Genomic DNA, 12,423 nt, shown 5'->3' with positions numbered 1-12,423 from the left:
CGGGCCCGCCCGCGGTGGCGCGCGATCCGCGCTACCGACCGTTGTCCGGTTGCAACGCTTTGATCTCGGACTACGGCCAAAACCCCGGGTCGTGGCCTCATCACGGGATTTTGTCGCTAATGTCGCTGAGATAGACGGCGGGGTTCTGGAGGTTTGACGTGCAGCGGAGGGTGTCCGCGGGTGTACGGGCCGGTGCGGGGATGGCGGGGGCCGTACTGCTCCTCACGACCGCCTGCTCGGGCGGCGAGAAGGAGCACGGCGTCCCGGTCGGCGAGAAGGGCGACGCCGCCGTGCCGCAGGTGACGATCGATCCGGGCAACGGCAACGGCAAGGCGGCGCCGGAGGACGGCGTGACCGTCACGGCCGCGGGCGGCACGCTGCAGCAGGTCACCGTGACCCGCAAGGGCAAGCCGGTGGACGGCGCGATGGCGGCCGACAAGAAGTCGTGGAAGTCGCGCACGCTGCGTCCCGGCTCCCAGTACCAGGTGTCCGCGGTCGCGACCAGCCCCAAGGGCAAGTCGACCACGATCAACTCCACCTTCAAGACGCTCAAGGCGGCCAACGAGCTCGACATCGCGGACGTCTCCCCGACCTCGGGCGAGAAGGTCGGCGTCGGCATGCCGATCATCGTCACCTTCAACCGTGCCGTCGGCGACAAGAAGGCCGTCGAGCAGGCCCTGGAGGTCAAGTCCACCAAGCCCGCGACCGGTGCCTGGCACTGGGTCGGCGACACCCAGGCGATCTTCCGGACGCAGAACGGGCACTACTGGCAGCCCAACCAGAAGGTCACCTTCAGCGCCAAGCTGGCGGGCGTGAAGTCGGGCAAGAAGACCTACGGGATGAGCGACTTCAGCCGCAAGTTCAGCATCGGCGACTCCCACATCATCACCGCCAGCACCAAGACCCATCACCTGACCGTCAAGAAGAACGGCAAGAAGGTGAAGAGCTGGCCGATCAGCGCCGGCCGCGGCGGCCGCGTGGTCAACGGGGTGGACACCTACGCCACGACCAGCGGCGTTCACCTGACCATGGGCAAGGAGAATCCGGCGATCATGACGTCGGAGTGGATGGGCGTGAAGCCGGACGAGCCGGGCGGTTACAAGGAGGTCATCCCGTACGCGGTGCGGATCTCCAACAGCGGCGAGTACATCCACTCGATGGCCTCGACGGTCTGGGCGCAGGGCCACCAGAACGTCAGCCACGGCTGCGTCAACTCCCCGCCCTCCGCGGCGCGCTGGTTCTACAGGTTCTCCTACCGCGGCGACCCGGTGGTCATCACCGGCACCGACCGCGACCTGGGCTGGGACAACGGCTGGGGCTACTACCAGATGTCCTGGAAGAAGTGGGTCAAGGGCAGCGCCCTCGACCGCACCGTGACCACCGGCTGAACCCCCGCCCGGCAGGCGGCGCGCCGCGGGCGCGCCGCCCTGTGGGTGTCAGGTGCGTTGGAGGAGGCCTCGGACGTAGGCGGCCTGGCCGGCGTGCTGGAGGTCGTCGGAGATCACGCTGATCAGGCGGACCGCGAGGGTGACGGGCGGGTCCCAGGCCGTGTCGACGACGCGTTCGAGGTCCTTGTCGGTCAGCGCGCCGACGTACTCGAGGGTCCGGTCGTGCACGGCGTCGTGGTAGCCGGTGAGCAGCTCCGCCGACTCGACCCGGACGGCCGCGACCTGGTCCGGGTCGTGGCCGTAGCCGGTCTCGGACGGGTCGAGCGGCAGCTTGAACCGGTCCGCCCAGCCGTCGGACGTCCAGACCTGGGCCGTGCCGGCGGCGTCGGCGATGTGGTCGTCCTGGACGCGGGTCAGGTGCCAGACGAGCCAGGCGATGGAGTTGGCCTCGGCGTCGGCGCGGTAGGCGAGCTGGTCCGGGCCGAGCCCGTCGGCGGCCGCGTGGACCACCTCCTGGATCCGGTCGAAGGCGTCGGTGAGCAATTGCGCACTGGTCATCTTCCCGACGCTACCCCGCTGGCGTCCGCTCATAGCGCAGTGCCGGGCGCGGTGCGGGAGGCCGCGCCAGGATGGGGTGATGGTCACCACACGCCTTGAGGGCGCCATCGAACTGCCCGGGGAACTCCTCGTCCGCGGCCGGGGCCTGCGGCGGCCCGCGCCGGGAGGCGCTGCGCCCGATCGCGGCCTTTACCTCGGCTCTGAGCGGCTGCGCCGCCGCCACGATGAGGCGCTGGCCTGGCCGCACGACTGGATCGACTGGCCGGACTTCCTGCTGCCCCGCGACAAGGAGCGCGCCCTCGCGCTCATCCGCGACCTCCATGCGCGGGCCGGGGCCGGGGAGCGGGTCGAGGTCGCCTGCGGCGGCGGCGTCGGCCGCACCGGCACCGTGATCGCCTGCCTGGCCGTGCTGTCCGGGGTGCCGGCGGAGCGCGCCGTCGCCTGGACGCGGGAGAACTATCACCGCAAGGCGGTCGAAACGCCCTGGCAGCGCCGCTGGGTGCTGCGCTTCCCCCGCGAGTAGCGGCCGCGGAGCGGGTACGTCAGCGCCATGAGCACACCCGCGACCGGCCCGCCCGCGCCGCGCGACCGCGGCTTCGCCGGGGAACTGCGCGACGCCGTGACGGTGCGCTCATTCGCCCTGGTCGTGGGCGTGCTGATCCTGCAATTGGCGTTCATCCTGTCCTACATCGGCGCGTTCCACTCGCCGTCCCCGCACCGCATCCCGGTCGCCGTCGTCGCCCCCGGACGGACGGCGGCGCAGGTCGCCGCGCAGCTGAACGCGCTGAAGGACGCGCCGCTCAAGGCGCGGACGGCACCGAGCGAGCCGCGGGCCCGGCGGCTGATCCTGGCCCGGACGGTGGACGCGGCGATCGTCGTGGACCCGCGCGGCGGCACCGACACGCTGCTGGTGGCGTCCGCGAGCGGCCCCGCCGTCTCCAGCACGACCCAGCAGATCGCGGCCGGGATCGAGCGGTCGCGCCACCGGCAGGTGCGGACGGTCGACATCCGGCCGCCGGCCGCCGGGGACGGCCGGGGCCTGTCGTCGTTCTACCTGGTCATCGGCTGGATCGTGGGCGGCTACCTGGCGGCGGCGATCCTCGGCCTCGCCGGCGGCGCGCGCCCGGCGAACCTGCGCCGCACGGTCATCCGGCTGGGTGCGCTCGCGCTGTACTCGATCGTGTCCGGGTTGGGCGGCGCGATCATCGCCGGGCCCGTCCTGGGCGCGCTGAACGGGCACTTCTGGGCTCTGTGGGGCATCGGCGCGCTGGTCGTCATGGCCGCCGCCGCCACGACCGTCGCGTTCCAGATCCTGCTCGGGATGCTCGGCGTCGGGCTGGCGATCCTGGTGTTCGTCGTGCTCGGCAACCCGAGCGCCGGCGGCGCCTACCCGATGACCCTGCTGCCGGCGTTCTGGCGGGCCATCGGGGAATGGCTGCCCACGGGCGCGGGGACGACCGCCGTCCGCAACACCGTCTACTTCTCCGGCCATGCGACGGCGCACGCCCTGGGCGTGCTGGCGGGCTACGCCGTCATCGGATCGGCGGTCGCCGTCGCCGCGTCGGCTGCGCACCTGCGATATATGAGGCTCGTCCCGGAGAGCCCGGCGACGAGCAGCAGCGCGCAGAGCCAGGCGAACCAGTCGCCGAAGCGGGAGTAGACGGTCCGGACGCCGCGCACGGGGAGCGCCGCGGTGACGGAGGTGAATCCGGGTCCGCCGGTGGCGCGGCCGGCGAGCACCCGGCCGTACGGGTCGCTGACCACGAGCGTCCCCGCGCGGGCCGCCCGCGCGACGCTCAGCCCGCTCTCGACGCCGCGGACGAGCGCCATCCGCCCGTGCAGCCGGCCGTCGCCGGTGAAGTCCCAGGCGGGCGCGTACAGGACCGTCGCGCCGCGGGCCCGGTAGGCCCGGACGAGGCCCGGGAAGTCCAGGTCCTTGCAGATGACGAGGCCGCGGCCGGGGGAGAGGAACGCGAGATCGGAGCCCGGCGCCAGGCCGTCCTCCAACCCGGGGATCATGTGGTGCTTGAAGTACAGGACGGGCGGGCCGCCGTCCGCGCGGATCCCGAGCGCGGCGTTACGCGCCGTCCCCGCCGTCGTGAGGACGAGCCCGGCGACGATGTCCTCGTGGCGTTCGGCGGCCAGCCGCGCCACCGGCCCGGTGAGCGCGGGAAGGGTCGTCTCGTCGGCCGCGAACGTCTTCTCCGGCAGGACGACCGCGCGGGCGGGCGCCGTCGCGCGGATCGCGGTGAGATAGCGGTGCAGCAGGTCGCGGCCCTGCGGCGTCGCGAGGTCGATCGTGTCGTCGGGACGGTCGGTGTCGAGCAGCGTGACGGTCGCCCGCGAAGGGTCGTGGGGCTGTCGGAGCCGCCAGCCGCCGTAGGCCAGCGGCAGGACGAGGACGAGCGCGGCGGCGAGCAGCACCCGCCACCGCCGCGCGGCGCCGGGCGCGGCGGGCGCCGCCACGGCCGCGGGGACGCCCATGACGAGGAACGTGATCCCCCACGGGCCGGTCAGCGACGCGGTCTGCACGACCGGCGGGACGTCCGCCTGCGTGTAGGCCAGGCTCAGCCATGCGCCGTGCGGCGCCGTCAGGGACAGCGCGTACTCCAGCGCCGCCCAGCCCGCGGGGACGGTCAGCGCCGCGACGAGCGGGAACCCGCGCAGCAGTAGCCGCCGGAAGGCCAGCGCGAGCACTCCGAACACCAGCGCGGTGCCGACGATGATCCCGGCCGCCGCAGGCGGCGGCATCTTCAGGGTGCCGAGGTAGTAGGGCCACATCCGGCTCTGCCCGGCGAGCCAGGCGAGGGACGCGGCGGCGAAGGCGGCCCGTCCGCCGACCCGCGGTGCGAGCCACAGGACGGGCAGCGGGCCGAGCCAGGTGAGCCAGGCCACGGGATGCAGCCCGGTGCCGAGCAGCAGCAGGACGGACGACAGCAGCGTCGAGACGATGACGGTCATGGAGCGAGCGTCGGCCGCGCGGGCCCTCCGCCGCGTCGCCGGGACGAGGGAATCCACGCCTCCCTCCCGCGGGTATCACTCCGCGGGGTCGCCCGGGACGACCAGCCCGGACTCGTAGGCGAACACGACCGCCTGCACCCGGTCCCGCAGCCCGAGCTTGCCCAGGACGTGGCTGACGTGCGTCTTGACGGTGTGCTCGCTGACGACCATCGCCTCGGCGATCTCCGCGTTGGACCGGCCCCGCGCCACCTGCCGCAGCGTCGCGGCCTCCCGCCCGGTCAGCCCGGCGAGCCGCGCCGCGAGCCGCGGGACGACGCCGTGGCCGGGCCGCCGCACCAGGTCCTCGACCAGCCGCCGCGTCACCGCCGGCGCGAGCAGGGCGTCGCCGGCGGCGACGACCCGGACGGCGTCCGCCAGCTCGTGGCGCCGGATGTCCTTCAGCAGGAAGCCGCCCGCGCCCGCCCGCAGCGCGTCGTAGACGTGCTCGTCGGAGTCGAACATCGTCAGCACGAGGACCTTGGCGGGCAGGGTCGCGCAGATCCGCTCCGTCGCCTCGATCCCGTTCATCACGGGCATCCGCACGTCCATCACGACGACGTCGGGCCGCAGTTCCCCGGCGGCGCGGACGGCGGCGGCGCCGTCCGCCGCCTCCCCGACGACGGTCATGTCCGGCTGCGCGTCCAGGATCATCGTGAACGCGGCGCGGAAGAGGTCCTGGTCGTCGGCGACGAGGACGCGCAGCGCCGGGTCGTCCGTCACGGGCTCATTCAACCGGAAGCCGGGCCAGGACGGTGAATCCGCGCGGACCCGGCCCGGCCCGCACGGCGCCGCCGCAGGCGGCCGCGCGCTCGCGCATACCGGCGAGCCCGTGCCCGGACGCGGCGGGCACGCCGCCCCCGCCGTCGTCGGTGACCTCGATCTCCAGCGCGTCCCGCCAGCGCACCGCCACGGTCACCGCGGCCACCGGTCCGGCGTGCTTGCGGACGTTGGTGAGCGCCTCCTGCACGATCCGGTACGCGGCGACGCCGGCATCCGGCGCGACCGGGCGCGGCTCACCGTCCACGGTCAGCGCGGCCGGCAGCCCGCAGTCGCGCACGAGGTCGGGCAGCGTCGCCAGACCCGGCTGCGCGCCGCCGGGCGCCGCGCCGTCGCGCAGCGCGTCCAGGATGGCGCGCAGCTGGGCCAGCGCGCCGCGTCCGGTGTCGGCGATCCGCCCGAACGCCTCGTCCGCCCGGTCCGGGCCGGCGAGCGGCGCCGCCTCGGCCTGCACCACCATCAGCCCGACGGAATGGGTGAGGACGTCGTGCATGTCGCGGGCGATGCGGGCCCGCTCGCTGGCCGCGGCCGCCGCCCGCTCCTGCTCCAGCCGGCGCGTCCGCTCGGCGTGCTCGGCGGCCTGCGCGCGGCGGGCCTGCTCGACCGCCCCGAGTGCGAACGCGGCGGTGAAGGCGGTGCCCAGCAGCGGGTAGACGTCGGAGTCCTCGCCCGGCAGCACGATCGAGACGTAGACGGCGGCGGCCAGCAGGGGGACCGACAGCAGCCGCAGCAGCGGCCGGCTCAGCGCGGCGACCGTGTAGACGGCCACGAGCGGTCCCCACGGCAGCAGCAGCGGCTTCTGCCACACGACCAGCGCGGTCATCGCGAGACCCACGACGATGCCGACGCGCAGCGGGGCGCGGCGCCGCCACAGAACCGGGACGGACGCGAGCAGCGCCAGCGCCACGACCCACCACGGCCGCGCCGCCCACAGCGCCGGCGCCACGGTCGCGGCGGTGACGGCGGCGGCCACCGCCCGGTCGGCGGTCCTCGCGTCGCGCATGCCGCCAGTGTCGGGGACAGGGGCCGCCGCGCACCTCACTCGCGCGAGTGAGACACCGCCTCGTCCCCGCGGACGGCACGGACGCCCTGGGCCGGCGGAGGGCCGGGTATGCGGGACGGCAGGCGGACGGTGACGACGAGGCCGCCGCCGGAGCGCGGCTCGGCGGTCACCGTCCCGCCGTGCGCGGTCGCGATCGCGCGGACGATCGACAGGCCGAGCCCGGAGCCGCGGTCCGAGCGCACCCGGTCGTTGCCGAGCCGGCGGAACGGCTCGAAGATCGTCTCGATCTCGTAGCGCGGCACGGCGGGCCCGGTGTTGGCGACCTCCACCTCGGCCCAGCCGTCCCGGCCGCGCGTCGACACCCGCAGCTCGCCGCCCTCGTGGTTGTGCCGGACCGCGTTCTCCACGAGGTTCTGCACGAGCCGCTCCACCAGCATGGGGTCGCCGGAGGTCGGCGCGGGGCCGAGCCGCCGGTCCGGGGTGACGCCGCGCCCGCGGGCCTCGGCCGCGACCTGCTCCAGGACGTGCCCGGCGACGTCCGCCAGGTCCAGCGGACCGGTGTCCTGGACGGTGTTCTCGGTCCCGGCGAGCGTGAGCAGCCCGTCGATCAGCCGCTCGTGCCGGTTGTTGACGACCAGCAGCGACTCGCCGAGCCGCTTGACGTCGTCGGTCGCGTCCGGGCGCCGGACCGCCACGTCCACCAGCGTCCGGTTGATGGCGAGCGGGGTGCGCAGCTCGTGCGAGGCGTTCGCCACGAACCGCCGCTGCCCGTCGAACGCCCTGGACAGCCGGCCGAGCATGGTGTCGAAGGCGTCCGCCAGCTCCTTGACGTCGTCGCGCGGCCCCTCGTAGCCGATCCGCTCGGTGAGGTCGTGGCTGCGCGCCACCCGCCCCGCCGTCTCGGTGATCTTGTGGACGGGGCGCAGCGCGCGGTCGGCCAGCAGCCACCCGAACCCGAGCCCGGCCGCGCCGACCAGCCCGAGCGCGATCCCGCCCTGCCTCAGCAGCGCGTTCAGCGTGTCGTCCTTGTAGTCGCGCTTGGCCTTCACCAGCACGCCCTCCAGCTGCCCCTTCGTCATCGTCGTGCCGGACGGAGGGGCGGCGGCGCCGGCGGGCGCCTGCGCGAACACCTGGTCGGTGGGCGCGCCCTCCCGGGAGCCGCTGATCTCCATGGGGCCGGTCCGCTGCGCGAGGTTGTTCTGCACCAGCAGGTACGTCAGCCCGAGCAGGACGATGCCGGCGCCGAGGAACAGGCCGGTGTAGAGCAGGGTGAGGCGCATCCGGATGGTCGGGCGGACGCGTTCGGCGAGGCGCTTCACGGGATCCGGTACCCCGCTCCCGGCACGGTCTCGATGACCTGCGGTTCGCCGAGCTTGCGGCGCAGCTTCATCAGCGTCACCCGGACCGTGTTGGTGAACGGGTCGGTGTTCTCGTCCCACACCTTCTCCAGCAGCCGCTCCGCCGACACGATCGTCCCGTCGGCGCGCATCAGCTCGGCGAGCAGCCCGAACTCCTTGCGCGCCAGCCGCACGTACCGGCCGTCCCGCACGACCTCCTGGCGGGACGGGTCCAGCCGGATGCCCGCGCGCTCCAGCGCGGGCGGCGCCGCCGGGCGGGCCCGCCGGCCGAGCGCCAGGATCCGGGCGACCAGCTCCTCGAACGCGAACGGCTTCGTCAGGTAGTCGTCCGCGCCGATCCGCAGGCCGTCGACGCGCGCCGGGACGGCCGCGGCGGCGGTGAGCATCAGCACCCGCACCAGCGCGCCCGAGTCCACCACCGCGCGGCACACGTCGTCGCCGTGCACCACCGGCAGGTCCCGGTCCAGCACCAGGACGTCGTAGTCGTTGACGCCGAGCCGCTCCAGCGCCGCGTCCCCGTCGTACACCACGTCCACCGCCAGCGCCTCGGCCCGCAGGCCCTCGGCGATCGAGTCGGCGAGCATCCGCTCGTCCTCGGCGACCAATACGCGCACCTCTGCCGTCCTCAACCTCGCCCGGACCGTCGGCGCCCAGCCTCCGGCACCGGGCGTAACGCCGGCATAACGAGTTCCGGTTACGGCGGGGTTACCGGCCGCCCGCTGGACTTGCGCACGCCGCCGGCGCCCGTCCGGCGGCGACCATGAGGTGACCGACCGATGAGACGGAACAAGCTCGCGATGCTGGCCCTGCTGCCCGCCCTCGCCCTGGGGCTCCAGGGGTGCGGAGGCGGGGACGGCGGCGGGACCGGCGCGTCCAAGACCGCGAGCGACGAGGCCAAGATGCGCAAGTTCGCCCAGTGCATGCGCGACAACGGCGTCGACATGCAGGACCCGAAGGACGGCCGGGTCGAGATCAGGGCGAGCGCGCAGCCCTCGGCGCGCGGCGGCCCGGAGCACACCGACCCGAAGATCGAGGCGGCGCAGAAGAAGTGCGCGCACCTCATGCCGAACGGCGGCAAACCGCCGAAGCCCTCCACGGCGGAGATGGCCAGGATGCGCGCCTACTCCAAGTGCATGCGCGACCACGGCGTCACCGCGTTCCCGGACCCGAAGCCCGACGGCGGCATGCAGATCCAGGCCGGCCGGGGGACGGGGATCGACCCGCAGAGCCAGACCTTCAAGGCCGCCGACAAGGCGTGCCAGAAGTACCAGCCGGGCGGCCGCAAGGCCGCCCCGGGGCTCCCCGGCGGAGGCGGGAAGTGAGTCGGAGGCGCACGGCCGTGCTCGGCGCGGCCGGCGTCGTGGTGGTCGGCGGCGCCGTCCTCGCCGCCGCCGGGCGGGGCGGCGGCGACGGCCCCTCGGCCGCGCACAGCACGCTGCCGCCCGCGACCGCGGCGGTCGAGCGGACGACCCTCGTCGAGACCCAGAAGGTGGACGGGACGCTCGGCTACGGCACGTCCCGCACCATGTCCGCCACGGGCCGCGGAACGCTGACCTGGCTGGCCGGCGAAGGGGCCGTGGTCACGCGCGGGCAGCCGGTGTACCGCGTCGACAACAAGCCCGTGCCGCTGCTGTACGGGAAGCTGCCCCTCTACCGCACCCTCTCCGACGGGACGAAGGGCGCCGACGTCCTGCAGTTCGAGAAGAACCTCGCCGCGCTCGGCTACACCGGGTTCACCGTCGACAAGACCTTCAGCTCCGCGACCGCGGCGGCCGTGAAGCAGTGGCAGGACGACCTCGGGGTGGACGAGACGGGGACGATCGCGCCCGGGGCCGCGGTCGTCGCGTCCGGCCGGATCCGCGTCGCCGACCACAAGGCGCAGGTCGGAGACAAGCTCGGCGGGCCGGTGCTGACCTACACCGGCACCGACCGGGTGGTGGGCGTCGAACTGGATGTGCAGTACCAGCGGCTGGTCAAGAAGGGCGCCCAAGTCGAGGTGGTGCTGCCCGACGACAGTACGACGAAGGGCACGATCACCTCGGTCGGGAAGGTCGCCACCCAGGGGCAGGGCGACAACCCGTCCACCGTCCACCTCACCGTCGCCCTCCACAGCCGGCACTCGCTCGGCTCCTACGACAAGGCGCCCGTGAGCGTGAACCTCATCGCCGGCAGGCGTCCGAACGTGCTGGCCGTGCCGATCGCCGCGCTCCTCGCGCAGGGCGACGGCGGGTACGGGGTGCAGGTCGTCCAGAACGGGACGGTCCGCACCGTCGCGGTGGAGACCGGCGTGTTCACCGACGGCAAGGTCGAGGTCTCCGGATCCGGCCTGTCCGAGGGCATGAAGGTCGGGGTGCCCTCATGACGCCGGTCGTGGAGCTGCGGGAGGTCACCAAGACCTACCCGGGCGGCGTCACCGCGCTCGACGCGGTGTCGGTCACCGTCGAGGCGGGCGAGCTCATGGCGATCGTGGGCCCGTCCGGCTCCGGCAAGTCGACGATGCTGCACCTGCTCGGCACCCTCGACCGGCCGAGCACCGGGACCGTGCTCGTCGAAGGACGGGACGCGTCCGCGATGAGCGACCGCCGCCTGTCCGCGCTGCGCGCCCGCCGCATCGGGTTCGTGTTCCAGCAGTTCCATCTCGCGGCCGGGGTCAGCGCGCTCGACAACGTTGCCGACGGCCTGCTCTACGGGGGCGTGCCGCTCGCGCAGCGGCGCCGCAGGGCGCGCCGGGCGCTGGAAAGCGTCGGCCTCGGGCACCGCCTGGGCCACCGGCCGCACCAGCTGTCCGGGGGCGAGAAGCAGCGGGTCGCGATCGCCCGCGCCGTCGTCGGGGAGCCGGCGCTCCTGCTGGCCGACGAGCCGACCGGCGCGCTGGACTCCGCGTCCGGCGCCGGCGTGCTCGGCCTGCTGCACGAGCTGGCGGGCGGCGGCACCACCGTCGTCCTCATCACCCACGACCGCGACATCGCCGCGTCGCTGCCCCGGCAGGTCCGGATGCGCGACGGGCGGATCGTCCACGACGACGCCGGACTGGAGGCGGCGCGATGACCCTCACCGCACCGCCGCCGCGAGGCGGCGACGTCCCCGCGCGCCTCGGCCCGGCCGACGTCGTACGCGTCGGCGCCGCCGGGCTCCGCGCCCGCCCCATGCGGGTGTTCCTGTCCGCCCTCGGCATCGCGATCGGCATCGCCGCCATGATCGCCGTGGTCGGCATCTCCACCTCCAGCCGCGCCCAGCTCCAGGCCACCCTGGACAAGCTCGGCACCAACCTGCTGACCGTCGCGCCCGGCAAGGACCTGTTCGGCGCGGACAGCGAGCTCCCCGAGGAGGCGACCGGCATGGTCGGGCGGATGCGCGACGTCGAGTCGGCGTCCGCCACCGGCAGGCTGGAGGACACCGACGTCTTCCGCAACGACCACATCCCGCAGGGCCAGACCGGCGGCATCTCCGTGCTCGCCGCCCGCCTCGACCTGCCCCGCACCGTCGGCCTCACCATGGCCGCCGGGACCTGGCTCAACGCCGGCACGGCCCGCTACCCGGCGGTCGTCCTCGGCTCGGACGCCGCCGCGGCGCTCGGGATCTCCACACCGAACCTCCAGGTCTGGCTCGGCTCGCAGTGGTTCACCGTCGTCGGGATCCTGGACCCCGACCCGCTCGCCCCCGAGCTGGACAGCGCCGCGCTCGTCGGCTGGGACGCCGCCGCGGCCCACCTCGGCTTCGACGGGCACCCCACCACCCTCTATGCCCGCGCCCGCAAGGACGCGGTGGAGCGGGCCCGGAACCTGCTGGCCGCCACCGCCGACCCCGAGTCGCCCACCGAGGTCGAGGTCGCCCGCCCGTCCGACGCGCTCGCCGCCGAGAACGCCACGGACAAGACGTTCACCGCGCTGCTCCTCGGACTCGGCGGCGTCGCGCTGCTGGTCGGCGGCGTCGGCGTCGCCAACACCATGGTGATCTCCGTGCTGGAGCGCCGCGCCGAGATCGGGCTGCGCCGCTCCCTCGGCGCCACCCGCGGCCAGATCCGGCTCCAGTTCCTCACCGAGTCGCAGCTGCTCGCCGGCCTCGGCGGCGTCGGCGGCGTCGCCCTCGGCATCGCCGTCACCGCCGTGTTCGCGGCGACGCAGGGATGGCCGACGGTCGTCCCGGTCTGGGCGATGGCGGGCGGCGTGCTCGCCACCCTCCTGATCGGCGCCGTGGCCGGCCTCTACCCGGCGATCCGTGCGGCCCGCCTCGCCCCCACCGAGGCGCTGGCGTCGGTTTGACCCAGGGGGGCGACCCCCTGGAACCCCCGTTGCGACCAACAGGCCGTTTCCCGCTCCGCTGGCGCTCCGCGGTGAAA

Annotated in this window: 12 protein-coding genes; 6 read left to right on the top strand and 6 right to left on the bottom strand. The window is 74.5% G+C overall.

What is annotated here, in order from left to right; translation table 11 throughout:
• The first annotated feature begins 200 nt into the window (after positions 1-200).
• Positions 201-1,388, top strand: a complete 1,188-nt coding sequence (locus ABD296_RS34855; protein ID WP_344277314.1) for a L,D-transpeptidase — start codon at positions 201-203, stop codon at positions 1,386-1,388.
• Between the two features lie 48 nt (positions 1,389-1,436).
• Here ABD296_RS34855 and ABD296_RS34850 read toward each other — a convergent pair whose 3' ends face one another.
• Positions 1,437-1,946, bottom strand: a complete 510-nt coding sequence (locus ABD296_RS34850; RefSeq protein WP_344277311.1) for a mycothiol transferase — start codon at positions 1,944-1,946, stop codon at positions 1,437-1,439.
• 79 nt (positions 1,947-2,025) lie between these two features.
• Between ABD296_RS34850 and ABD296_RS34845 the strand changes: the two genes are divergently transcribed.
• Positions 2,026-2,469, top strand: a complete 444-nt coding sequence (locus ABD296_RS34845) for a protein-tyrosine phosphatase family protein (RefSeq protein WP_344277308.1) — start codon at positions 2,026-2,028, stop codon at positions 2,467-2,469.
• A gap of 1,001 nt (positions 2,470-3,470) precedes the next feature.
• On the opposite strand, the gene ABD296_RS34840 is transcribed toward ABD296_RS34845, so the two are convergent.
• From ABD296_RS34840 to ABD296_RS34820, 5 genes are all read right to left on the bottom strand, one after another.
• Positions 3,471-4,907 (bottom strand): nitrilase-related carbon-nitrogen hydrolase, encoded by a 1,437-nt coding sequence (locus ABD296_RS34840; RefSeq protein ID WP_344277305.1) that lies wholly within the window; start codon positions 4,905-4,907, stop codon positions 3,471-3,473.
• Between the two features lie 75 nt (positions 4,908-4,982).
• Positions 4,983-5,666 (bottom strand): response regulator transcription factor, encoded by a 684-nt coding sequence (locus ABD296_RS34835; RefSeq protein ID WP_344277302.1) that lies wholly within the window; start codon positions 5,664-5,666, stop codon positions 4,983-4,985.
• Positions 5,667-5,670: 4 nt separating this feature from the next.
• The gene (locus ABD296_RS34830; protein ID WP_344277299.1) at positions 5,671-6,726 is read right to left on the bottom strand and encodes a sensor histidine kinase; all 1,056 of its coding nucleotides are present in this window, start codon (positions 6,724-6,726) and stop codon (positions 5,671-5,673) included.
• 35 nt (positions 6,727-6,761) lie between these two features.
• Positions 6,762-8,045, bottom strand: coding sequence for a sensor histidine kinase (locus ABD296_RS34825; RefSeq protein ID WP_344277296.1), 1,284 nt, complete (start codon positions 8,043-8,045; stop codon positions 6,762-6,764).
• Positions 8,042-8,698 carry a response regulator transcription factor gene (locus ABD296_RS34820; RefSeq protein WP_344277293.1) on the bottom strand — a complete coding sequence of 219 codons (657 nt, stop codon included), beginning with the start codon at positions 8,696-8,698 and terminating at the stop codon, positions 8,042-8,044. The genes ABD296_RS34825 and ABD296_RS34820 overlap by 4 nt, the downstream gene beginning before the upstream one ends.
• Before the next feature lie 162 nt (positions 8,699-8,860).
• Here ABD296_RS34820 and ABD296_RS34815 point away from each other — a divergent pair, with 162 nt between their 5' ends.
• The 4 genes from ABD296_RS34815 to ABD296_RS34800 are packed head-to-tail and all read left to right on the top strand — an operon-like array spanning position 8,861 to position 12,346.
• Positions 8,861-9,406 carry a hypothetical protein gene (locus tag ABD296_RS34815; protein WP_344277290.1) on the top strand — a complete coding sequence of 182 codons (546 nt, stop codon included), beginning with the start codon at positions 8,861-8,863 and terminating at the stop codon, positions 9,404-9,406.
• The gene (locus ABD296_RS34810; RefSeq protein ID WP_344277287.1) at positions 9,403-10,446 is read left to right on the top strand and encodes a peptidoglycan-binding protein; all 1,044 of its coding nucleotides are present in this window, start codon (positions 9,403-9,405) and stop codon (positions 10,444-10,446) included. Before ABD296_RS34815 ends, ABD296_RS34810 begins: the two co-directional genes overlap by 4 nt.
• On the top strand, positions 10,443-11,132 hold the full coding sequence (locus ABD296_RS34805; protein ID WP_344277284.1) for an ABC transporter ATP-binding protein: 690 nt from the start codon (positions 10,443-10,445) through the stop codon (positions 11,130-11,132). The genes ABD296_RS34810 and ABD296_RS34805 overlap by 4 nt, the downstream gene beginning before the upstream one ends.
• On the top strand, positions 11,129-12,346 hold the full coding sequence (locus tag ABD296_RS34800) for an ABC transporter permease (protein WP_344277281.1): 1,218 nt from the start codon (positions 11,129-11,131) through the stop codon (positions 12,344-12,346). The genes ABD296_RS34805 and ABD296_RS34800 overlap by 4 nt, the downstream gene beginning before the upstream one ends.
• Positions 12,347-12,423 lie beyond the last annotated feature (77 nt).

It is taken from the genome of Actinomadura napierensis (genome assembly GCF_039529375.1).
Classification (GTDB): Bacteria; Actinomycetota; Actinomycetes; order Streptosporangiales; family Streptosporangiaceae; genus Spirillospora; species Spirillospora napierensis.
Note: the sequence above shows the minus strand (reverse complement) of the source record. Positions and strands in the feature narration are given on the sequence as shown.

Excerpts from the sequence above, each read along its gene's own strand:
- ABD296_RS34855 (WP_344277314.1), top strand. The coding sequence starts at position 201 with ATGGCGGGGGCCGTACTGCTCCTCACGACCGCCTGCTCGGGCGGCGAG.
- ABD296_RS34850 (WP_344277311.1), bottom strand. The coding sequence starts at position 1,946 with ATGACCAGTGCGCAATTGCTCACCGACGCCTTCGACCGGATCCAGGAG.
- ABD296_RS34845 (WP_344277308.1), top strand. The coding sequence starts at position 2,026 with ATGGTCACCACACGCCTTGAGGGCGCCATCGAACTGCCCGGGGAACTC.
- ABD296_RS34840 (WP_344277305.1), bottom strand. The coding sequence starts at position 4,907 with ATGACCGTCATCGTCTCGACGCTGCTGTCGTCCGTCCTGCTGCTGCTC.
- ABD296_RS34830 (WP_344277299.1), bottom strand. The coding sequence starts at position 6,726 with ATGCGCGACGCGAGGACCGCCGACCGGGCGGTGGCCGCCGCCGTCACC.
- ABD296_RS34815 (WP_344277290.1), top strand. The coding sequence starts at position 8,861 with ATGAGACGGAACAAGCTCGCGATGCTGGCCCTGCTGCCCGCCCTCGCC.
- ABD296_RS34805 (WP_344277284.1), top strand. The coding sequence starts at position 10,443 with ATGACGCCGGTCGTGGAGCTGCGGGAGGTCACCAAGACCTACCCGGGC.
- ABD296_RS34800 (WP_344277281.1), top strand. The coding sequence starts at position 11,129 with ATGACCCTCACCGCACCGCCGCCGCGAGGCGGCGACGTCCCCGCGCGC.